This is a genomic window from Alitiscatomonas sp. (genome assembly GCF_037242085.1).
Taxonomy (GTDB): Bacteria; Bacillota; Clostridia; order Lachnospirales; family Lachnospiraceae; genus Alitiscatomonas; species Alitiscatomonas aceti.
On record NZ_JAXXBR010000098.1, the window covers coordinates 16,454 to 38,769 of the forward strand.

Genomic DNA, 22,316 nt, shown 5'->3' on the forward strand with positions numbered 1-22,316 from the left:
AGCGGATATTTTGCCGGGACCGCAATCTGGCCCTTTCTAATTGCCGGAAAATGTGATATGGTATAAAAGTGAAAACGATACATAATGGAAAAATCTGCCGAGGAGACGAGACTGATATGAAAAACCACAGATTTGACAGATACCTTTATATGGGGATCACAGCGGTGCTGGTGCTGGCGGCGGCCACGGCTGTAATCTTCCTGTTTCTGGAACGGAAGGCGATCCTGGCCCTGGGAGGCCGGATCATATCGATCCTGACCCCGATCATTTACGGAGCCGTGCTGGCGTTTTTATTTTCGCCTGTATACAACGGCGGGGTCCGGTTTACGGGCGAGCTGCTGGGAAAGAAAATGAAAAATGAGAAGTTAAAGGCGTTTCTCCAGAAGACCGTGGGAACGGTCCTCAGCCTGACGCTTCTGTACATCATCGTTGTGAGCCTGGCTATGATGATCATCCCCCAGCTTTATTCCAGCATTGCGGGGATCGTGAACACCATGCCAGTGTATATCCAGAACCTGTATGAGTGGCTCACGGGGCTGTTTGCCAATAACCCTCCCCTGGAGGAGATGGTGCTTTCTGTGTACCAGCAGGCGGTGATCGCCGTGCAGGACTGGTCCTCCAGTAATCTGATCCCCCACCTTCAGAGCATCGGAAGCTTCGAGAGCCTGGAAAAGATCCTGGGAGGAGTTTCCAACAGTGTGCTCACCATCTTCAACCTGGCAAAAAATATCCTGATCGGCCTCATTGTCATGGTCTATCTTCTGAATATCAAGGACACGCTGACGGCCCAGGTGAAAAAGATCGTTTACGCCATCCTTCCGGTACGGGCGGCCAACGGGACTGTGGAGGAGTTCCGCTATATCCATAAGGTGTTTTCTGGATTTATTATCGGGAAGCTGATCGATTCCCTGATCATCGGGGTCCTATGCTTTATCCTGATGAACCTGTTTAAGCTGCCCTTTGCGCTTCTGATCAGTGTTATCGTGGGCGTTACCAACGTGATCCCATTTTTTGGCCCCTTCATAGGAGCCATTCCCAGCGCGGTGCTGGTGTTCCTCATAAGCCCCAGGCAGTGCCTGTATTTTGTGGGGCTGGTCCTGGTACTCCAGCAGTTTGACGGGAACATCCTGGGCCCCAAGATCCTGGGGGACTCCACTGGGCTTTCCAGCTTCTGGGTCCTGTTTTCCATCCTGTTCTTCGGCGGACTGTGGGGCTTTGTGGGCATGATCGTCGCTGTGCCGCTGACGGCGGTGGTGTTCGACCTGTTTTCCAAATTCCAGTGCCATTTCTTACGGAAAAAGAATCTCCCGCAGGATACGGACGATTATATGGATCTGGAAAAGATCGATGCGGACAGCGGCAGGTTTATCAGACAGAAATAACGAGGTGCTATGGACGAAAAAAAGAAACTGATCAACTGGACCGCAGGGATCTCCACGGTGATCGTGGCCCTGCTCATCATCATCGTGGTCATGGAGCCCCGGGGGAACGGCGTGTCCCGGGCGGCGGCTTCCAGGGCCATCGCCCTTACTCTGGCGGGTGAGGACGCAGTCCGTGCAGAAGGTCCGGAGACTTCCTTTTTTCCCGGGGAGCTGCAGGATCAATGGTATGTGAAATATATGGATTATCTCTATGCCAAGGGATATCTGGATCCGGAAACGTGCTACCCTTCGGAGGGAAGCGCCGTTTCGGCCGTTACCTATGGGGAGTTGTCCGGCTGGGTGACCGCGGCCAAAGGGGAGGGGGAACCCTCTCTTGCGGGATATGTGACAGAGGCAGCGGGGAAAAAGGCTGGAAAGGCCGTGGATAAAGCGGAGTTCTGGGAATTTTATGATGCGTTCCGGGCCTTTGCAGACCCGGATGGGAATGTAAAGGAGATCGAAACAGATCTTTACGGGACCCCGGGGAATGTGGACGGGGCGTCCCCCTGGACGGCCTACACAAAGGATGGAAAGTTCCTGTTTGAAGGGCTTTCTTTGGATTCCTATATTGATAAGACCATAAAGCTCCTGGTGCGGGAGGATGGGATCATAAAGGTCCAGGGTGTGGTCTCCGATGAGATCGTATATGAAAACGCCTGGATATCCGGATTTTCCGGCAATACAGTGACGGTGTTCATTGGAAATATCCAGCGGGAATTTCCTGTAAGGGGAGTCCTTAAGAATGAAGAGGAGATCTCCGGCCAGATCGGGGATCTGTATCTGAAAAACGGAAAGCCCAGCCGCCTGGTACTGAAAAAGGAGACCATCACCGGGACAGTCCTTTCAGTGAGAGAGGATGAGATCGAGATCGAGGGCTACGGCACCGTGCCCCTGTCAGAGGACTTTAAGATCTACCGTACCTACGGCGTTTTAAAGGAGCAGAAGAAATCGGATATCCTGGTGGGCTATCATATGCAGACCTTTGTGGTGGCCGGCGATGAGATCTGCGCGGCCCTGACGACAGAGAAGCCGGAGATCGATAATATCCGCGTTCTTCTGATGACAACAAATTTCAAGTCCCTGTTCCATCCAGAGATCACCCTGGTCTGCGATTCCATGGCTGTACTGGAATATGGGGATGAAAAGGATAAAAAGACCCAGTCTGTGGCGGCTGGAGAGCCGGTGACCATTTCTGCTGGAGATCCCCGGCTGGAAAGCGGCCGTATGGTATTCCGGTCCGCCAATGAAGGCGGCATGATCACCGTCAGGAATATTGAGCGGAGTCAGGGAACTCCGGTGTATCCGGGCCATATGGAGATCACCGGGGAGGAGGAGGGTCTCCTTCTTCTGAACGAGGTGGATCTTGAGGAATATCTGAAGCGGGTGGTGCCCAGCGAGATGCCCTATACGTATGAGCTGGAGGCTTTAAAGGCCCAGGCCGTCTGCGCAAGGACCTATGCCTGGAGGCAGATCCGGGGAAGCTCGTATTCAGAATACGGCGCCCATGTGGACGACAGCACCAGCTTCCAGGTGTATAATAATACCTCCGTTTTTGACACCACTGACGCGGCTGTCAATGAGACCTTCGGCCAGATGGCTGCCTACGATGGGGAGCCCATCGATGCCCTTTACTATTCCACCTCCTGCGGCCACGGCACCGACGGGACCGTGTGGGGAAACGACGGTTCGGCGACACCGTATTTAAAGGCGGTCTCCATCAATGAAAAGAGGAAGCCCATGGACCTTACCTCCAACGAGGCCTTTGGAGCATTCATAAAAAATATGGATGTGGAGGCATACGATTCAGAATTTGCCATGTTCCGGTGGAACGCAAAGACGGACAGCCAGATCCTGGCAGAAAAGATCGGCGGAGTCGGCCAGATCACGGGACTTACGGTGACAGAACGGGGACCTGGAGGCGCGGCAAAGGCTCTGAAGGTCGTGGGCACAGAGGGCTCCAAGACTTTCACCGGCCAGAGCAAGGTGCGGAGCGTGCTGGGAAACACCAGGCTTGTCTTCAACCGGAAGGACGGCAGCACCTACACAGAGTGGGAGACCCTTCCCAGCGGGTTTATCTACATAGAAAACCAGGGGACCGATGAAAATGGCGTTACTGCCTTTACGATCTACGGCGGCGGCTACGGCCACGGAGCCGGCATGAGCCAGAACGGGGCCCAGGGGATGGCAAAGAAAGGAAAAAATTATAAGGAGATCCTGAAATTTTTCTATGATGGGTGTGAGATCGTAGATATTGGAGATGTGGTGTAAAAAAGGGAGCTGTGATACGCAGCTCCCTTTTTCTATCTCTTGATATCATAATTCATATTCATCAGATTCCGGATGGTGTCCACGTCGTCGGTGATGTTGGCGTCGCCGCGGATGGTGTGCTTGATGGCGCTGCTGGCCACGGCGAAATTGATCATGTCCATGGGCTTATAATGGTGCATCATGGCGTAGATCAGGCCGCTGGCAAAGGCGTCGCCGCCTCCTACCCGGTCTAAAATGGTGAAGGTGAAAAGCTTGCTTTCAAAGGTATGGCCCTCGTACCACATAAACGCCTTGAGGCTGTTTTCGCTGCCGCTGTGGGCATAGCGAACATGACGGGCGATGCACTTCAGGTTGGGATACCGGTCGATGAAGGCCTGGAAGATCTCATCCTGCTGCTCGTAGCTGGGCTGGAAGGGGATCCCGTCTTTCACGTCTCCCTTGCTGTGGTCCTCCTCATCCCGCCACAGGTGGTAAGGCTCGATGCCTAAAAGAACGTCCACATAGGGAAGGCACTGGGTACAGAAATCCCTGGCCTCCTCCCAGGTCCACAGGGTGCTGCGGAAATTTCCGTCAAAGCTCACAGTAAGGCCCAGCTCTCTGGCTGTCTTTAAGCACTCCATGGTGAGCTTCCGGCAGTTGGGAGCCAGGGCCGGGGTGATGCCGCTTAAATGGAGCCAGGTAAAGTGCTCCAGAAGTCCCTTCAGATCAATGGTATCAAAATCAAATTCTGTGATGGCGCTGTTTTTCCGGTCATAAGTGACTTTGCTGGCGCGGATCCCATAGCCTGTTTCCAGGTAATAGCTTCCCAGCCGGTGGGTAGGTGTCTGCTCCGGCGTGCTTAAGATCACAGGGGTGCAGTGGACGTCGTTGCTCCTTAACATACGGATGGCGCTCTTTCCCAGGCTGTTGTTGGGAACCACGGAGAAAAAGGTACTGTCCACGCCCAGGTTGGCCAGAGCCAGGGCGATATTTGCTTCGCTGCCGCCGTAGCTGGCCTCGAAGGTGGAGGTCATGCGGATCTTTTCATAGTTGGGCGGCGTCAGCCGCAGCATGATCTCGCCGACGGTGATGAACTTTTCCGGGCTTTCCAGGCCAGTGAGCAGCGGATTGTAATGTTCCATAAAATCGTTCCTCCTTGGAATTAAAGGATAGTTCTATTCTAGTCCACTTCCGGACAGATTTCAATAAAAATTTAACGATCTTTTTTCCGGTCTGCTTCTTTTATCAGAGAGGGAGAGTTCTGCTCCAGATACTGCTCCAGCGTGTCCTTATCCACAAGCGCCGGGGTGACGCCCTGTCGGGTGATGGAAAAGCCGGCGGCACAGGAGGCGATCCGGCAGGAAGCTTCCATGGAGAACCCATAGAGCAGGTAGGAAACCAGGGCGCTGATGAAGGCGTCGGCGGCTCCCGTATTGTCTACGGACCGGAAATCGGCGGCTTCAACGTGACAGGCAGTTTCCTTACCGAAGATCCAGCAGCCTCCGGCTCCCAGGGTGACGATGACGGTCTTTATCCCATGGGAAAGAAGCCTGGCGGCCTTTTCTTTTATGGAGCCCTTTCCTGGGCAGATCATGGACAGCTCTTCGGCGTTGGGAACGGCCACATCGATATTTTTTAACAGCTCCTCTGGCAGGGGGCCGCAGGAGCTGGGCTTCAGCACGGTCATGAGGCCGTAGCGTTTTGCCATGGACGCGGCAGTCAGTACAGCCTCCATGGGGATCTCCGTCTGGATCAGGCAGCAGCAGGCTCCGTCAAAGAGCCGTTCAGCGGCTGTGATATCGCCGGGACAGACCTGGCTGTTGGCGCCTGAAAGGATGGAGATCATGGATTCTCCGTTTTTCTGGACGAAGATATAGGCCTGGCCTGTTTTTTGTCCGGGAGTCCGCAGAAGGCCGCTGCTGTCAATGCGGCAGTCCCGGGCCGCCTGGTAGATGGAGTCGGAATCGGCGTCGCCGCCCACCCGGCCGATGACGGAGACGTGGTGGCCCAGCCTGGCCACGCCAACGGCCTGGTTCAGGCATTTTCCGCCGGGGTAGGTGGCTGAGTCCGAGGAGGTAACAGTCCGTCCGCTGTGGGGAAGGGCGTCAAAGGCCAGGTAGTTGTCCATGTTGACGCTCCCAATGGAAATGACCCGTTTTTTCTGGAGATCCCTGGGAACGCTTAAGGTGGCCTCTGCGTTTAGCGGGAAGTCCGGGGAAAATTCCGGCATACGTTCCCATTTTTCAATCCGTGCCACCAGAAGCCTTGCAGCCTGGGAACCGAAGGCATCGAAGGGAACGGCCAGGGAGGAGAGGAAAGGAAGGTCTCCGCCGGAGCTGCCATCCCGGAGGGTCAGAAGGGACAGATCCGCAGGGATCTCATACTGGAGGTTCCGGGCTGTCTCATAAAACTTCAGGGCTTCCGCCTGGCTGAAGAATACAGCCGCCGTGAACAGTCCGTTCAGGATCCCGCTTACGGGGAGGCTTCCGGCGTCGGGAAAGACCAGCTCCTGCCGGAAGGGGAGCTTTTCGTCAAACAGCCGTTTCCGGTAGCCCTGGAAAAATTCCCGGGCCAGGGAATCGTCTCCGGCCACACAGGCAATGGAGGCGTGGCGTTTTTTTACAAGAAGCCCGGTGGCTGTATCCCCTATTTTTTCAAAATCCATATGAAATGCGCCCTTATAGGGGCCGATGACCACATAGGGGATCCCGGCCCGGTCCAGCTTTTCCCCCAGAAAAAGGCTGTCACTGGAGACAGGCTCCCAGATCACACCGTCCGTATGGGCCGCCGCCATGGCGGAGATATTTTTAAGCTCCGTATCCGCCGAATCCCCGCTTTCCCGGAGAAGCACCGAATATCCCAGGCTGGTAGCCTCTTTGAGGATGCTGGAGACGAGCCGTTTTCCGTGTTCAGTATTCTGAAAGATCACGCCCATGGTCAGCGTCCGGGTCGTGGGCGCGGTGGCAGATGCATAAGGGACATAGTTGTATTCCTTGGCCAGCTTTAAAACGTGCTCCCTGGTCCGGGCACTGATGCTGGCATCCTTTCCGTTCATGATCTTAGAGACCGTCGATACGGAAACTCCCGCCAGCAGGGCAAACTCTTTGATGGTCATTTTTTCCTCCCTGTATTAAAGAAACGATCTGGACCCTGGAGGCAGAGGAATGTCTGTCTGCTCCGGTATCCAGGCTGCTTTTAGGATATCACAAAAATACTGGAAGGGATACCTGGATCCGGAGAAAATGGTGAAAACACATAAAAAATCCAGAAAATTTGTGAAGAATTTGACAAAAATATGGATAAAAATGGGGAAAACAGCGGGATAAAGAGCAAATTCCACAATAGTGGTTGACAGAAAACTGGAAAACATATATTATCTGCTTAGGAAAAAGATTTCGGAAAATATTTTACCAAACGGGAGCGAGGCCTATGAAAATTTTAAATCTCGGTTCTTTAAACATTGACAAAACGTATTCGGTAAAGCGTTTTGTCCAGCCCAAGGAAACGATCCAGGCCCTGGATTATGAGGAATTCTGCGGCGGCAAGGGACTGAACCAGTCGGTGGCCCTGGCCAGGGCAGGCGCGGAGGTATACCATGCCGGAGCCGTGGGAGGGGATGGAAGGATTCTTCTGGACATGCTGAAGGAGGCCGGAGCCGATACGGGCTATGTGGAGACCCTGGACGGGGCCAGCGGCCATGCGGTGATCCAGATCGACGAGTCCGGACAGAACAATATCATCATCTGCGGCGGGACCAACCGGAAGATCACCAGAGAATACATATCCTCTGTGCTTGAGCATTTTGGAAAGGGCGATCTGATCCTTTTGCAGAATGAGATCTCCAACATTGACTTTGCCATGGAGGAGGCAAAAAAACGGGGACTCCAGGTGGCGTTTAACCCATCTCCGGCAGACGAGGGCGTGTTCCTCTGCAATTTGGAGCTGGTGGATTATTTTATCCTCAATGAGGTGGAGGGGCGGATCCTGGCAGGAACCGATTCCGAGGAACCGGCTCCGATCCTTAGGGCCCTGAGAGAAAAATATAAGAACGCAGCCTTTGTGCTGACCCTGGGCGACCAGGGGGCCTGGTACTGCGATCCGGAGGAAACGTCCTTCCAGGATATCTTCCAGGTGGAGGCCGTGGATACCACGGCGGCAGGTGATACGTTCTGCGGATATTTCATTGCCGGGATCGCCGGAGGCCTGGGCCATAAACAGGCTCTTTTACAGGCCAGCGCTGCGGCAGCCCTGGCTGTGACGAAAAAGGGAGCGGCCCCCAGTGTGCCGGAACGATCAGCAGTGGAAGCGTTCATCCGGGAACGCGCGTAGGATACGGGAGGAAAATATGGAAAAGAGACCATTTATCATTGACTGTGACACAGGAACCGACGACGCCATCGCCATTCTGGCAGCCCTTGGCTCTGACGCCATAAGGGTACGGGCCCTGACCAGTGTCAACGGCAACGTAAACGAAAATTTCACATCCAGGAACAACCGGGATCTGGTGGGATACCTGGGCGCGGATGTGGAGGTGGCCCGGGGGGCGAAGATCCCGTTTTATCCCAGGGCCGGATATTATGATGCCACCCACGGCAGCGAAGGCCTTGGCGATGTGACCCTTCCGGCGGCAGAGAATGTCCCGTTCACAAAAGAAACGGCTCCGGAGCTGATCCGGAGGATCGCAGAAGAGGAAGAAGGCCGCCTGGAGCTTCTGGTGGTGGGGCCCATGACCAACATTGCCATTGCCTTAAGCATGTATCCGGAGTTAAAGGAAAAGATCCGTCATATCTGGTTTATGGGCGGCGCTGCCCTCGGCGGAAATATGACGCCCACAGCGGAGTTCAATATCTGGGTGGATCCGGTGGCTGCAAAGCTGGTGATCGCTTCCGGGATCCCCATGACCATGGTGGGACTGGATGTGACCTTAAAGGCCGCCTTAAACCGGGAAGATGAGCAGGAGATCCGGAGCTTTGGAAATAAGGGAGCTGTCCTGGCCGCCGATATCCTGGATTATATGATAAGAAGATATGCAGACGGGGGAGAGGATGCCCTTATGCACGACGCTCTGGCTGTGGCTGCGGCCGTATGCCCCCAGTGCCTGGTCTGCCATGATTATTTCGTGGATGTGGAGTGCCAGGGCGAGTACACGGCTGGCCATACCATGGTAGACCGGCGTGGGCGCACAGGAAAGAAGCCCAATGTTTCTGTGGCCATGGAGCTGGATCTTCCCGTATTCAAGCAGTGGCTCAAGGACTGCCTGAGGCAGTGTGGTTAAGCCATGGGTGCAAAAGCGGAAAAAAGAGAGTGGTTCGTCACCTCTCCACAGTTTTACAGGACCATCGTCCTTTTGTCCGTTCCCATCATCCTCCAGCAGCTTTTAAGGGTCAGCGTTGATACCCTGGACAGCATCATGCTGGGGCGGATCGACCAGGTACAGATGAGTGCTGTGTCCCAGGCCCAGCAGATCTTTTTCATTTTTTATACGGTGTGCAGCGGCTTTTCTGCCGGGTGCAGCGTACTGATCGCCCAGTACTGGGGCAGAAGGGATACGGAGAGCATCAAGACTCTGGTGGCCATCGGGGTCCGCAGCATCGCTGTTTTCGGCGTGCTGTTCTCGGCTGTGGTGATGATCTGGCCGGAACGGCTTTTAAGGATATACAGCAGCGATCCGGAGCTGATCCGTCTGGGAGTGCCATATTTGAGGATCGCCTCCCTCATGTATCCGGTCTGTGCTGTCAGTACCATGATCTTTGCCTGCTGCCGGGGATTTGAGGAGATGAAGGTCTCTTTCACCACCAATGTGATCTCTTATCCGTTAAATGTATTTCTGGATTTCTGCCTGATCTTTGGAAATTTCGGAATGCCGGAGCTGGGGATCCGGGGAGCGGCCGTGGGAACGGTCATTGCCCGGGTGGTGGAGCTTCTGATCCTCTGCCGGTTCCTGTTCCGGAAAGAGAAGAAGCTTTCCATGAAGTTTTCTGACCTGAAAAGAAGAGACCGGAGACTTCTGGGGGATTTCTGGAAGGTGGGCCTTCCCATCGTGTTCCATGAGCTGATCTGGTCCACGGGAACCACGGCGGGAAGCTCTGTCACAGGCCAGATGGGAACCACCATCGTGGCCGGATACAACATTGCCAACGTGTATTATCAGCTGATGGCCTGTGTGACCAATGCCATCCTTTATTCCTGCTCCACGACCATCGGAAAGACCATTGGCTCCGGGGCGTCTAAGGACAGGATCCAGAAGGAAGCATACAGTATGGTGCTTATCGGCCTGGTCAGCGGAACGCTCATGGGGCTCCTGACCCTGATGTTCGGCGGCCTGTTCACGCGGCTGTATGTGCTGACTCCGGATGCGGCGGCCTATGCCAGAAACTTTATGCTGGTGTTTGCGGCCATCTGGCCCTTCTCTGGTATGGAGATGACCGGCATGATCGCAGTGCTGAGGGCCGGAGGAGACGGAAAGATGGGGCTGATCTGCGATATCTTTTCCATGTGGATGATCACCATTCCCCTGGCAGCTGCCTGTGCTTTTGTGTTCCGGCTGTCTCCCTATCTGGTGGTATCCATCATCAAGTTCAATATTGCCATCGAGGCCTTTGTGGGAATCTGGAGAATTCATACAAAAAAATGGATGCGAAATCTCACAAGATGATGTATAATGGCAGTATGAATAAAAAAACAGAGAACAAAAGAAGAAAATTGTGCATTTTTTCATCGTATTTCTATCGGACGAGCTCATGGTCTGATTAAAATAATTAAAATCTTTAACCAAGAAGAAGGAGGATTACAATGAGACTGAAAAGAGTATTAGGAGCAGTATTATCCGGCGCCATGGTCCTTTCCCTGGCTGCATGCGGAGGCGGCGGAGACGCGGAGACCACAGCGGCATCCAAGGCCGAAGAGACCTCCAAGGAGGCTGCAAAGGAAACTGAGGCGGAGAAAAAGGATGACGCCAAGGAGACCGAAGCTGCCAAGGGCGGCGAGGAGATCAACAAGCGCATCGCTTACGTAGTAGGAAACTTAGGTGATAAGTCCTTCAACGATTCCGGCGAAGTGGGGATGAACGTTTTAAGAGAAAAGGGCTGGGACTGCAAGACCATCGAGGTCGGCGACCCGTCCAAGGCTGATAAATGGGAGGACATGATCTTAGACGTCATCGATGAGGGCTATTATTACATCGTGGCTTCCTCCACTTACACCGATATTATCTTAAAATTAGCTGAGGAGTATCCGGAGAACCGTTTCGTCATCTTCGACGATTCCAAGGATGAGTCCGAGATCCCGGAGAACGTGGCGTTCATCTTCTACGCACAGAACGAAGGCTCCTACATGGTTGGCCAGATGGCAGCCGGTATGACAGAGACAGGCGTGGTTGCTGTAAACGTTGGTATGGATAACCCGGTCATCGCAGACTTCGTAACAGGATTTGTAAACGGCGTTCAGGATTACGATCCTGAGGTTAAGGTCATCAAGGCTTCCGTCGGTTCCTGGACCGATCCGGCCAAGATGAAAGAGCTTTGCTTAAGCCAGGCAAGAGACAAAAAGGCAGACGTATTCTATCAGGTAGCCGGCGGTTCCGGCGGCGGACTGTTCGAGGCATGTAAGGAGCTTGGAACATGGGCCATCGGCGTTGACTCCGACCAGTACGCATATTATAAAGATTCTGAGAACCCGGAACTGGCAGACGTGATCTTAACCTCCATGTTAAAGAACGTAGGCGACTCTTTCGTAGCATTCTTTGAGGATGTGGAAAACGGAGAGGAAGTATGGGGCAAGTTAAACCGTCTTGGCTTAAAGGAAAAATCCGTTGGATATGTAGACAATGAATTCTTCCAGCAGAACGTTCCCCAGGAGATCCGTGACAAGATGGCTGAATCCCAGGAGAAGATCCTTTCCGGCGAGATCACTGTAAAATCCTATTATGATTTTGCCAACGAGGCAGAGTACCAGCAGCTTCTGGATTCCGTGGCTCCATAACTGAAAAAATTGATTTTTGGTCAGCAGGATTGTCCGTTCGATCCTGCTGATCCCATATAGGAGGAAGATGGGTATGGCCAAGGAAATACTTAGAATGGAAGACGTTACCAAAATCTATGACAATGGTTTTGTGGCCAACAAAAACGTCACGTTCTGGCTTCATGAGAGCGAGATCCTGGCTCTTGTGGGAGAAAACGGCGCAGGAAAGACGACGCTGATGAAGGTACTGTTCGGACTGGAAACGCCCCAGACCGGAAAAGTGTATATGGATGGGAAAGAGGTAAAGATCCTCAATACCCTGGACGCCATTGAAAAGGGGATCGGTATGGTCCACCAGCATTTTATGCTGATCCCGTCCCTGACGGTGGCAGAAAATGTGGTTCTGGGCGTGGAACCTATGAAGAACGGCCTTTTTGACTTTAAAAAGGCAGTGGAAATGACGGAAGAGGTGGCGAAAAAATATAACTTTAATATTGATCCAATGGCCAGGGTCAGCGATCTTTCCGTCGGCCAGATGCAGAAGATCGAGATCATGAAGGTGCTCATCAAGGGCGCCAAGATCATCATCATGGACGAGCCCACAGCAGTTTTAACGCCCCAGGAGACAGAGGAGCTGTTTGAGCAGCTGATCCTCTTAAGAAACAGCGGCCATTCCATCATCTTTATTTCCCATAAGCTGGAAGAGGTGAAACGGATCTGTACCCGCGTTACTGTGCTGCGCCACGGCTACTGTCTGGGAAGCTATGACTTAAAGGATATGAGCGAGGCCGATATTTCGAGACTCATGGTGGGCCGCGACGTGGTCTTAAAGATCGAGAAGGAAGACCCCACAGTGGGAAAGACTGTGCTTAAGATCCGGAACCTGGTGAAGAACAGCGCATCCGGAAAGCGGGTGCTGGACGATGTTTCCTTTGATATCCATGAGGGCGAGGTCATCGGCATTGCCGGCGTGGAAGGAAACGGCCAGTCTGCCCTTTCTGACGTGCTGGCCGGGATGGAGAGCTTTTCCTCTGGGACTGTGGAGTTAAACGGCCATGACATCAAGGGAAAGAACGTCCATGAGATCCGCCAGATGGGCCTTGCCTATATCCCCGAGGACCGGATGCAGTATGGCTGTGCCGGAGATATGTCCATCCGGGACAACATCATCGCAGACCGGTATTTTAAAAAGGAATACAGAAACGGCCTGTTCATCAACCATAAGCATATCGACGAGATCGTGGACCAGTACATCAAGGATTTTGAGATCGCCTGCGACGACAAGAGAGAGCCGGTGCGTATGCTTTCCGGCGGAAATATCCAGAAGGTAGTCGTTGCCCGCGAGTTCACATCAGGCTCCAATTTCATCCTGGCCAACCAGCCGACCCGAGGCATCGACGTGGGCGCGGCCGAGATGATCCGAAAGACCATCGTTAAAAAATCCAGGGAAGAGGGAACGGCAACGCTTCTGATCTCTGCAGATCTGAACGAGGTGCTGGAGTGTTCCGACCGGCTTTTAGTCATGAGAAAGGGAAAGGTCGTGGCGGCGTTCAGAAAAGCCAACGAGGTTTCCGAGGAAGAGCTGGGCGAGTACATGCTGGGGCTTAAGACCATGACCCCGGAGGAAATGGAGGGCCTGTTATGAATAAAACAAGCAGAGTAGAATTTACCGTTGAGCTGGTCCGGATCCTGACCGCCATTGCCATCGCCTATGCCGTGGCCCTGGTGACGCTGTTTGCAGTCAGTGACGATCCGATCTATATTATCCAGCAGTTCGTGCTGGGACCGTTCTCATCTGTGAGAAGGGTAGGAAGTATCATTAACCTTGCGATCCCGTTTACCTTCACAGGACTTTGCTTCTGTTTCATGTATGCGGTGAACAAGTTCAATCTGGCCGGTGAGGGCATCTTCATGTTTGCCGGCTGTGTGATCTCCTGGGTTGCCATCAAGCTGGGAGAAAGCGTTCCTGCACCCGTTATGATCGGTCTTTTACTGGTCATCGGTGCGCTGACGGGTGTTGTGGTGTCTGCCCTTCCTGCGTGGCTGGACTCCAAATTCAATGCCAATATCGTTGTTTCATCCTTAATGTTAAACAGTATCCTCATGTTCCTTTCCATCTATATCATGATGTATACCATGAGAGATACCACCATCGGTTCCCTGGGCTCCCTGCCCATCCCGGACAACGCCAAGCTTCCCCAGATCCTTGGCAAGTTCCGGATCCAGGCAGGTCTTGTGATCGCCCTGATCGCCGTGATCCTGGTGGCTGTGCTGTTCTATAAGATGGTATTCGGATACAAGATGAGAGTCGTAGGAAGCAACCCCTGGTTTGCCAAGGCCTGCGGTATCAATATGACGGCAACCATCATCTGCGCCCAGCTTTTCGGCGGCGCGCTGGCCGGCCTGGGCGGTACCTGTGAGATCCTTGGAAACTATGACCGCTATAACTGGGTCGCTACCACCCAGCATGGCTTTGACGGCCTGATGGTGGCGGTCTTAGCCAGAAAGAACCCGCTCCTGGTGCCGGTGGCAGCCTGCCTGCTGGCGTATATCCGTATCGGTGCGGATGTGGTAAACTCCAAGGGAGATATCCCCATCGAGTTCATCACCGTGATCCAGGGTATCGTTATCCTGATGGTGGCGGCAGAGGAATTCATGGGAAGATATAAGAAGAAACTGATCTATAAGGCCGCAGAAGAGGAACTGGCTGCCAAGGAAAAGGCAGAAAAGGAATCGGCCGCCTCAAAGGGAAAGGAGGAGTAATCAATGCTGACACTGGACTGGATCGGTAATTTTGGATACTCTGTTTTAAGGCTGTCAACTCCCCTGATCTTTGCAGGCATGGCAGCAGTTATCAGTAAGAAGGCCGGAATGATGAACATGGCCCTGGAAGGCATGATGCTCTGTGCGGCCCTGGGCGGCGTTGTGTTTGCGGGAATGACCGGAAACGTATGGATCGGCCTTTTGGGCGCTGTGGTCATCGGAGTCCTGGTGGGTGCCGTCATCGCCTTCTCCAGCCTGTCCGGAAAGACGGACCTTTATCTGACGTGTATTGCTGTGAACCTGGCGGCCACAGGAGGTACGGTCTTTGTTATGTACCTGCTGACAGGAGAAAAGGCTACCACCTCCGCAGCCATCAAGGCGTACACACTTCCGACGGTGGTGCTTCCGCTGATCAATAAGATCCCGCTGATCGGCCCCATGCTTTCGGGACATAATGTTCTTACATACCTGGCTTTCATTTCGATCTTTGCCGTTTGGTTCTTCCTTACGAGGACAAGACTGGGCTTACGGCTCCGGGCAGTGGGTGAGAATGCCAGGGCGGCCGCATCCGTCGGCATCAATGTAAAGAGGATCGGATACGTTTCCTTCCTGATCTCCGGCGTGCTCTGCGGCTTCGGCGGCGCGTTCATGTCCATGGGCTGGGTAAGCTTCTTTATGAAGAACATGGTCAATGGACGAGGTTACATCGGACTTTCTGCCTGTAATATCGCAGGCGGCGATCCCCTGGGAGCAGGTATTGCAGCCGTATTCTTCGGACTCAGTGACGCAGCGGCCACCAGCTTAAAGAGCCAGACCAGCTTCCCCACGGAGTTCCTGGAGATGATCCCCTACGCAGCCACCATCATCGCCCTTATGGTATTTGGTATGCTGCGCATGAACCGCCAGAGAAAGATCGAGAAGGGCAGCCAGAAGTAGCATAAGGAGAAAGATTATGGATACAAAACGGAAAGTGATCATTGACTGCGATCCAGGGATCGACGATATGTTCGCCCTGATCCTGTGCATCCGCCATCTGGATGTGCGGGGGATCGTGGCAGTGGGAGGCAACACGGGACTGGAGTATACCCAGAGGAACGCCAGGTTCGCCACAGAGCTGACCGGGCGTCCGGATATCCCGGTGTATGCAGGATACGATATGCCCATGTTGAACCAGCTTGTGCGGGCCACAGAGGTCCACGGAAGCGGCGGCATCGGGGATATTGAGATCCGGGAGCCGGAAAAAAAGCTGGAAAAGGAGCACGGAGCCGATTTCCTGATCCGTACCTTTATGGAAAATGACGATATCTCGCTGATCACCTTAGGGCCGCTGACCAATGTGGCCCAGGCGATCTTAAAGGAGCCGGAATTAAAAAAGCGGATCCCGGAGATCCTCTGTATGGGCGGCTCCGCCACCAGCGGCAACGCTACTCCTGCTGCGGAGTTTAATATCCTGGTGGACCCGGAGGCTGCAAAGATCGTCTTTGAGTCGGGGATCCCCATTAAAATGGCAGGGCTGAACCTGACCCGTCAGAACCATATGGACATGGCAGATGTGGAGCAGTTAAGAGCCATCGGCGGTACGGTGGGAGACTTTGCCGCAGATATCCTGGAGTTTTCTGTGAAAAATTCTGATTTTACCTCCATCTGCGACGCCTGTGCAGTGGCCTGGTGGGTGGATGACCGGGTGATCACAAATAGCATCCGGACCCAGGTGGACGTGGAAACAAAGGGCGAGTTCACAAGGGGCATGACTGTCTGCGACTGGCGTGATTTTATGGGCACAGACCCGGAGCAGGAGATCTCCAGGGAAAAATGCTGGAATAAATACAAGACCTCCGGCAACGTGGAAGTGGCCATGGAATTTGATCAGAAGCGGTTCCGGGAAGTGCTGTTTGATACAGTAAGATCGTATAAAGAAATGAACTAGCTGAGAAACAGGGCCGGGAGCCGGTTTCAGGCCATAAGGCCTGTACGGCCCGGCCTCTTTTTATAAGGAGAATCATATGCGTACAAAGATCAATCATGTGACGGTGGTCACCATGGACGAACAGTTTCATGTTTATGAAAACGGATATGTGGTTCTGGAAGGGAACACGATCCTGGAGACAGGAGAGGGGGAGGGGCCGGCAGACGCGGACGGGACAGTGGACGGAAAAAACGGGATCCTAATGCCGGGGATGATCAATACCCACTGCCATATCCCCATGATCCCCTTCCGGTCCCTGGGAGACGACTGCCCGGACCGGCTGAGGCGGTTTTTATTCCCGCTGGAGCTGGAGGCCATGAACCGGGAGCTGATCAGCCAGAGCACCCGGTACGGCGTCTGCGAGCTTCTGCTTTCCGGCGTTACCTCGGTGCTGGATATGTATTATTTTGAAGATCAGGTGGCGGCAGCCTGTGAAGAAATGGGGATCCGGGCGTATGTGGGACAGACCATTATCGATATGGAGACGTGTGACAGTAAAAATACAGACCAGTCCCTGGCCATGTGCGAGGAGCTGATACGGAAGTGGAAGGGCCATGAACGGATCCGGCCTGTGGTGGCTCCCCATGCTACAAATACAAATCCGCCGGAGGTTTTAAAGGCAGCCTATGAACTGGCGGAACGGTATGATGTTCCTTATACGCTTCATGTGAGCGAGATGGATTATGAGTTGGAAATGTTCCGGGAAAAATACGACCAGACGCCGGCCGAGTTCCTTTACAGATTGGGCGTCCTGGGAGAGAGGACCATCGCAGCCCACTGCATCCATATGACAGACCGGGATGTGGAGATCTTCCGGGAGACCGGGGCAAAGATCTCCCACTGCATCGGTTCTAATACGAAATCGGGGAAGGGAGTGTGTCCGCTCCGGGACCTTAAGGCGGCAGGAGTGGTCGTTGGCGTGGGGACTGACGGACCGTCCTCGGGGAATACCCTGGATCTGTTCCATCAGTTCCGGATGATCCCTGCGTTCCAGCGGACCCGGTATCATGACCGCAGCATTTTCACTGCCAGGGATGTGGTGGCCATGGGGACCATTGAGGGAGCCAGAGTCCTGGGGGCGGAAAAGGAGACTGGCTCCATTGAGCCTGGGAAGCGGGCGGATCTGACTCTGATCGAGACGGAGTCGGTCAACATGTTCCCGGTCTATGATCCCTATTCGGCCATCGTATACTCGGCAGACGCTTCCAATGTGGACAGCGTCTGGGTGGATGGCAGACAACTGGTAAAAGGCCACAGGCTGTGCTTTGCAGACCTTTCCGCAGAACGGAAGGCTCTGGACGGAATGATGAAGGAATTTAAGGAACGGTCTGTAAAGTATGCGGATATCCGGTAGCAGTTTTATCTGCCCCAGGGCCATGCGGCAGCCTAGCGGGCGCTTTTGGGGACTGGGAGCGGCGGAAGGAGCTCCGGCGGAAGGGAAGAGCCCTTGACAGAGACCACGATCCGGGATACCTGGTTGGCATATGCAATGGAATCCCGCAGGGAGAGGCCGTTGGTCAGGCAGCCGATGATGGCTCCCGCGTGTGCATCGCCGGCTCCGATGGTATCCTCCACATGATCGGCGGGAATGGACGGGATCAGATAGCTGGTCCCGTCTTTTTCTATGCAGTAAGCGCCCTTTTCTCCCAGGGTCACGATGACGGTATTTCCAGTGATGGAGTGCAGGTATGCGGCGGCGTCCTCATAGGACGTTTTCTGGCTCATGGCCTCTGCCTCCAGGGCGTTGATGTGGAGGATCGGATGAAGGGCCAGCATCCGCTCTGTTTTCTTCGGATCCATGTTTCCTACCCTGGCCCCGGGGGCGTAGAAAAGCTCCAGGGACGGATGCTCCTCCAGATATTCAATGAGATTGATCCCGGTGGGCTCCTCGATCTCCAGGCCGCAGACGTAGGTGAGGCCGAAATCCTCTGCCGGATACGGCTCCATCCATTCCTTCTGGAAGGTATATTCTACTCCGTGATAGGACATGAAGGTCCTCTCCCCGCTGGCCTCCACCAGGCAGTAGCAGCAGCCGTTTTCCTTTTCCGGCACCCGGACGGCAATGGGGATCCCGGCCTGGGTCATGAGCTTTGCCACATAGTCTCCGTAGGTGCCGCCGCCCACAGGCGTGATAAAGGTGTGCGGGGCGTTTAAGAGCCGTACCATATAGGCGGCATTGAAGGCGCAGCCGCCGATGGCCATGGACTGGGAGGTGGGATGGATGTCCTCCTCGGTCTTTGGAAGATGATGGATATTGATGATGACGTCCACACAGGTGGAACCGATGATCAGAGCTGGTTTCATGGGATAATTCTCCTTTTCTGGCACAATGTCTGTTTCAGCCATATTATAGCATATGCTGTCTGGTTTTACTATGGATTTTGGAAGGGAAAGGGGCAGCGGAGGCTTTAAGAAAAACGTAAATGATCGTAAGCGTATTTTTATAGAAGGAACAGGGACGGGAGCTTATAATGAAAGAAGAAGCAATGCGCCCGTCTGGAGCGCGGCATAAGGATGCCCGGGAGACTGAGGGAACGGACAGGACCTGGGATATACAACATGGAAAGCGGGGGATGGATCATGAGAAAACAGAGGACAGGAAAAATGGCTTTGGGAGCGGGGCTGGCGTTTCTTATGGCTGTGTCTCTGACCGGCTGTGAGATGGACCGTATGGACCAGGAGGCAGCAGAAACGAAGGCTGAAGATCCGGCGGATGAAACGGAAACGGCAGAATCCGGAGATAACAGGACCGGGGAAATACCAGAAGAAACGTCCCGGGGGATCGGGGCCGGGGAGGCGGCAGAGCCGGAGGAGGCCTCTGGGCCGGACCAGGAGCCAGATCAGCTGCTGTTTGTGGAGACCCGGAGGAGCTATGACGGGGAATGGAAGGACCAGAGATGCCTGCTGAGGAGCCGCTGGGATGGGCTGTATGTTCCTGTGGACGGCTGGGATACATTGAAGGACGGCCTGGACCAGTATAATGCGGAGGTTTCCCAGGAGACGGGAGAACGTTTTAAGGAAAATCTTTCCCTGGTTAGGGAGGATCCCCCGGAGCCCGGACAGGAGTATTATATTGAGCGGGAGATACGGGTACAGCGGGCAGACAGCCGGATCGTCAGCTTCTGGGATATGGATTCTTCCTATGTGGGCGGCGCCCACGGAAGCTATTATGCCCATGGAGTAAATTTTGACCCGGCTTCGGGAAAGCGGCTGGCGCTTTCGGATGTGGTCACAGACCTGGAAGCAGTGTACCAGTATGTGAAGGAGGACGTGAAGAGCCAGGACGATGGAAGCCTTTATCCGGAATATGAGGAGACCCTGGAGGCCATGTTCCATAATGGATCCGGAGACGAAGGCCAGCTGGAATGGATCATGGACCGTGACGGGATCACCGTCGTATTTAACCCTTATGTTCTGGGGCCCTGGTCAGAAGGGACCCTTGAGAGCCGGATGACGTTTGCGGACTGCCCGGACCTGCTCCTGGAAACGTACCGGGCCGGGGCGGGAGCAGCAGTGCAGCTTTCAGAGGGAGAACCCTTTTACGCCGACTGGGACCGGGACGGGGAAAAGGAGGAGTATATTTATACGGTACAGGTGGATGAGGAGACGTATACATCATCCATTACCCTGAGCCAGACAGGAGAGGGGGCAGAGACGGAGGCGGCAGGTCCCTGGGAGGCCGGGGACCATGGGAGCCTTACGGACGTATGGCTTCTGGAAGCCGGGGATGGCCGCCCCTTCCTATGGCTCGAATTTTCCAGTGAGAATGATCTGAGGGTTCTGGAGGTGTTTACGCTCCAGAATGAAAACGGGACGCTGGTGCTTTACTATGTGGGCTCTTCGGGAGATTCCATGTATGGGAGCTTCATCGGAGATCCGGGTCATTTTCTCCTGTACGACCGCATCGATCTTCTGGGAACGTATATGGCGTACCGCAGCTTCCACATGGGTGAGGACGGGATGCCGGAGGCAGACGGAACGGTTTACACGATCCCTGGAAATGGAGACCGGGGGCCGGTGCTGCGGGCCTCTGCGGAGATTCCGGTATGGATCGAAGGGAAAGAGGAACGGATCCCGGCGGGAACGGAGCTGGTATTAAGGGCCGCAGAGCTCCCGGATGAAACGGGGGCGGCCAGGGCAGAGGCAGAGCTTCCTGACGGAAGACACTGTGAGCTGCGGATCCAAAAGGACAGGGACCAGTACCGGTTCCGGATCGGCGGCATGGATGAATATGATTGTTTCGAGAGCCTGGGGTATGCAGGATGAGGATGGAGCCGATTGTCCATTGACATTCCCGCCGGTTGCCATTACAATGGAGACAGGTTCAAAAAAATACCCGAACAGGAGGGGGATACCAATGAAATTTTTTATTGATACGGCCAATGTGGATGAGATCCGGAAAGCCAACGATATGGGCGTGATCTGCGGAGTTACGACAAATCCGTCCCTGATCGCAAAAGAGGGAAAGGATTACGTGGAGACCTTAAAGGAGATCGCCTCCATCGTGGACGGTCCCATCAGCGGTGAGGTGAAGGCCACCACCACCGACGCAGAAGGAATGATCGCCGAGGGACGTGAGATCGCCAAGATCCACCCCAATATGGTGGTGAAGATCCCGATGACCGTGGAAGGCTTAAAAGCAACAAAGGTGCTGGCATCTGAGGGGATCCAGGTCAATGTGACGCTGATCTTTTCTGCAAACCAGGCGCTTCTGGCTGCCAGAGCCGGAGCTGCCTTCGTATCGCCGTTCTTAGGCCGTCTGGACGATATTTCCCAGCCGGGCATCGACCTGATCGAGACGGTTTCTGAGATCTTTAACCTTCACAATATCCAGACAGAGATCATTGCCGCCAGCGTGCGCCATACGATGCATGTGACGGAGTGTGCTCTGGCCGGAGCCGATATCGCCACCGTTCCCTATAAGGTGATCGAGCAGATGACCCATCATCCGCTGACTGACCAGGGGATCGAAAAGTTCCGCAAGGACTATGAGGCTGTATTTGGAAAATAAGAAGGACAGATCCGGGAAAAATACAATCGAATAAGAGATGGAGAGGACTGCGGGAGGTTTTTCGCAGCACTCTCCTTTCTTTTGCGTTTTTTTACCGGAGGAGAGACTGAGGGAGGATGTATATGGAGAAGAAGGATCAGAAGAGCAGGATCATGAGGCTGCTCGCACAGATAGTTATCATTATGGCGGGGCTTTCCGTCTATGCCGCAGGCGTGGCGCTGTTCGTGCTGCCCATGGACATGATCGCCGCAGGGACCACAGGACTGGGTCTGGTGGCCCAGCATTACTGGGGGATCCCCCTTTCGATCTTTGTGGCTGGATTTAATATCCTGATGTTTGTAGTGGGCCTGGTGGAGCTGGGAAAGGAATTTGCTCTTTCCACACTGGTGGCTACGTTTTATTATCCTTTTGCACTGGAGCAGGCTACCCGCCTGGTGGGGGATATGGTCTTTACGGATGATCCCATCCTGTGCGCGGTTTTTTCAGGCGTTATGATCGGATTTGCCCTGGGCATCGTGATCCGGGCAGGCGCCTCCACGGGGGGGATGGATATCCCGCCGCTGGTACTGAAAAAGAGGTTCGGGATCCCGGTGTCTGTTACCATGTATGTGATGGATTTCATGGTACTTATCGCCCAGATGACCTTTGGAGACAGGGAGAGGATCCTGTACGGTCTGATCATGGTCATGACGTATACCATTATCCTGGATAAGGTACTGGTCATCGGTGTCCGCCAGACCCAGGCAAAGATCATCAGCGAACGGTATGAGGAGATCAGCACGGCCATACAGGAAAAAATGGACCGGGGGACCACGCTCCTTTATATGGAAGGCGGTCATTCTGGAAAGCAGTCCAGGGCTATCCTGGTGGTGGTATCCGGAAGAGAGCTTCAGAAGCTGAACCGGATCGTCATGGATATCGACGACCAGGCGTTTATGATCGTAAGCCA

At 54.2% G+C, this 22,316-nt stretch carries 17 protein-coding genes; 14 read left to right on the top strand and 3 right to left on the bottom strand.

The genetic code is table 11. From position 1 onward, the window contains the following. Positions 1–116 precede the first annotated feature (116 nt). Both WIH05_RS10495 and WIH05_RS10500 read left to right on the top strand, forming a co-directional pair. On the top strand, positions 117–1,382 hold the full coding sequence (locus tag WIH05_RS10495; RefSeq protein ID WP_022274204.1) for an AI-2E family transporter: 1,266 nt from the start codon (positions 117–119) through the stop codon (positions 1,380–1,382). Between the two features lie 9 nt (positions 1,383–1,391). Then, on the top strand, positions 1,392–3,689 hold the full coding sequence (locus WIH05_RS10500; protein WP_022274205.1) for a SpoIID/LytB domain-containing protein: 2,298 nt from the start codon (positions 1,392–1,394) through the stop codon (positions 3,687–3,689). Positions 3,690–3,721: 32 nt separating this feature from the next. Here WIH05_RS10500 and WIH05_RS10505 read toward each other — a convergent pair whose 3' ends face one another. Then, entirely contained in the window at positions 3,722–4,810 is a 1,089-nt protein-coding gene (locus tag WIH05_RS10505) for a sugar kinase (RefSeq protein WP_022274206.1), read from the bottom strand. Between the two features lie 71 nt (positions 4,811–4,881). Beyond that, positions 4,882–6,783: a PfkB family carbohydrate kinase gene (locus tag WIH05_RS10510; protein ID WP_022274207.1), complete on the bottom strand. Its 1,902-nt coding sequence runs from the start codon at positions 6,781–6,783 to the stop codon at positions 4,882–4,884. Between the two features lie 314 nt (positions 6,784–7,097). On the opposite strand from WIH05_RS10510, the gene WIH05_RS10515 reads away from it, so the two are divergent. The 9 genes from WIH05_RS10515 (at position 7,098) to WIH05_RS10555 (ending at position 17,710) form a co-directional block, all read left to right on the top strand. Next, positions 7,098–7,997 (top strand): ribokinase, encoded by a 900-nt coding sequence (locus tag WIH05_RS10515; protein ID WP_022274208.1) that lies wholly within the window; start codon positions 7,098–7,100, stop codon positions 7,995–7,997. A gap of 16 nt (positions 7,998–8,013) precedes the next feature. Next, entirely contained in the window at positions 8,014–8,943 is a 930-nt protein-coding gene (locus tag WIH05_RS10520; RefSeq protein ID WP_337425349.1) for a nucleoside hydrolase, read from the top strand. Between the two features lie 3 nt (positions 8,944–8,946). Further along, a complete protein-coding gene (locus WIH05_RS10525) occupies positions 8,947–10,323 on the top strand; it encodes an MATE family efflux transporter (protein WP_337425350.1) in 1,377 nt (458 codons plus the stop codon). Positions 10,324–10,460: 137 nt separating this feature from the next. Continuing rightward, positions 10,461–11,648: a BMP family ABC transporter substrate-binding protein gene (locus WIH05_RS10530; RefSeq protein WP_337425351.1), complete on the top strand. Its 1,188-nt coding sequence runs from the start codon at positions 10,461–10,463 to the stop codon at positions 11,646–11,648. Between the two features lie 94 nt (positions 11,649–11,742). Further along, positions 11,743–13,272 carry an ABC transporter ATP-binding protein gene (locus tag WIH05_RS10535; protein ID WP_337425352.1) on the top strand — a complete coding sequence of 510 codons (1,530 nt, stop codon included), beginning with the start codon at positions 11,743–11,745 and terminating at the stop codon, positions 13,270–13,272. Continuing rightward, positions 13,269–14,390: an ABC transporter permease gene (locus tag WIH05_RS10540; RefSeq protein WP_337425353.1), complete on the top strand. Its 1,122-nt coding sequence runs from the start codon at positions 13,269–13,271 to the stop codon at positions 14,388–14,390. Before WIH05_RS10535 ends, WIH05_RS10540 begins: the two co-directional genes overlap by 4 nt. 3 nt (positions 14,391–14,393) lie before the next feature. Next, positions 14,394–15,326: an ABC transporter permease gene (locus tag WIH05_RS10545; protein ID WP_022274213.1), complete on the top strand. Its 933-nt coding sequence runs from the start codon at positions 14,394–14,396 to the stop codon at positions 15,324–15,326. Positions 15,327–15,342: 16 nt separating this feature from the next. Beyond that, positions 15,343–16,317 carry a nucleoside hydrolase gene (locus WIH05_RS10550; protein WP_337425354.1) on the top strand — a complete coding sequence of 325 codons (975 nt, stop codon included), beginning with the start codon at positions 15,343–15,345 and terminating at the stop codon, positions 16,315–16,317. A 76-nt stretch (positions 16,318–16,393) separates the two neighbouring features. Beyond that, a complete protein-coding gene (locus tag WIH05_RS10555; RefSeq protein ID WP_337425355.1) occupies positions 16,394–17,710 on the top strand; it encodes an amidohydrolase in 1,317 nt (438 codons plus the stop codon). Between the two features lie 32 nt (positions 17,711–17,742). On the opposite strand, the gene WIH05_RS10560 is transcribed toward WIH05_RS10555, so the two are convergent. Next, the gene (locus WIH05_RS10560; protein ID WP_337425356.1) at positions 17,743–18,660 is read right to left on the bottom strand and encodes a PfkB family carbohydrate kinase; all 918 of its coding nucleotides are present in this window, start codon (positions 18,658–18,660) and stop codon (positions 17,743–17,745) included. A gap of 276 nt (positions 18,661–18,936) precedes the next feature. On the opposite strand from WIH05_RS10560, the gene WIH05_RS10565 reads away from it, so the two are divergent. The 3 genes from WIH05_RS10565 to WIH05_RS10575 form a co-directional block, all read left to right on the top strand. Beyond that, positions 18,937–20,622, top strand: coding sequence for a DUF3298 domain-containing protein (locus tag WIH05_RS10565; RefSeq protein WP_337425357.1), 1,686 nt, complete (start codon positions 18,937–18,939; stop codon positions 20,620–20,622). A gap of 91 nt (positions 20,623–20,713) precedes the next feature. Further along, entirely contained in the window at positions 20,714–21,367 is a 654-nt protein-coding gene (gene fsa, locus WIH05_RS10570) for a fructose-6-phosphate aldolase (RefSeq protein WP_022274218.1), read from the top strand. A gap of 122 nt (positions 21,368–21,489) precedes the next feature. Further along, positions 21,490–22,316, top strand: an 827-nt coding sequence (locus tag WIH05_RS10575; protein ID WP_337425358.1) for a YitT family protein, incomplete at its 3' end; no start/stop codon positions are given.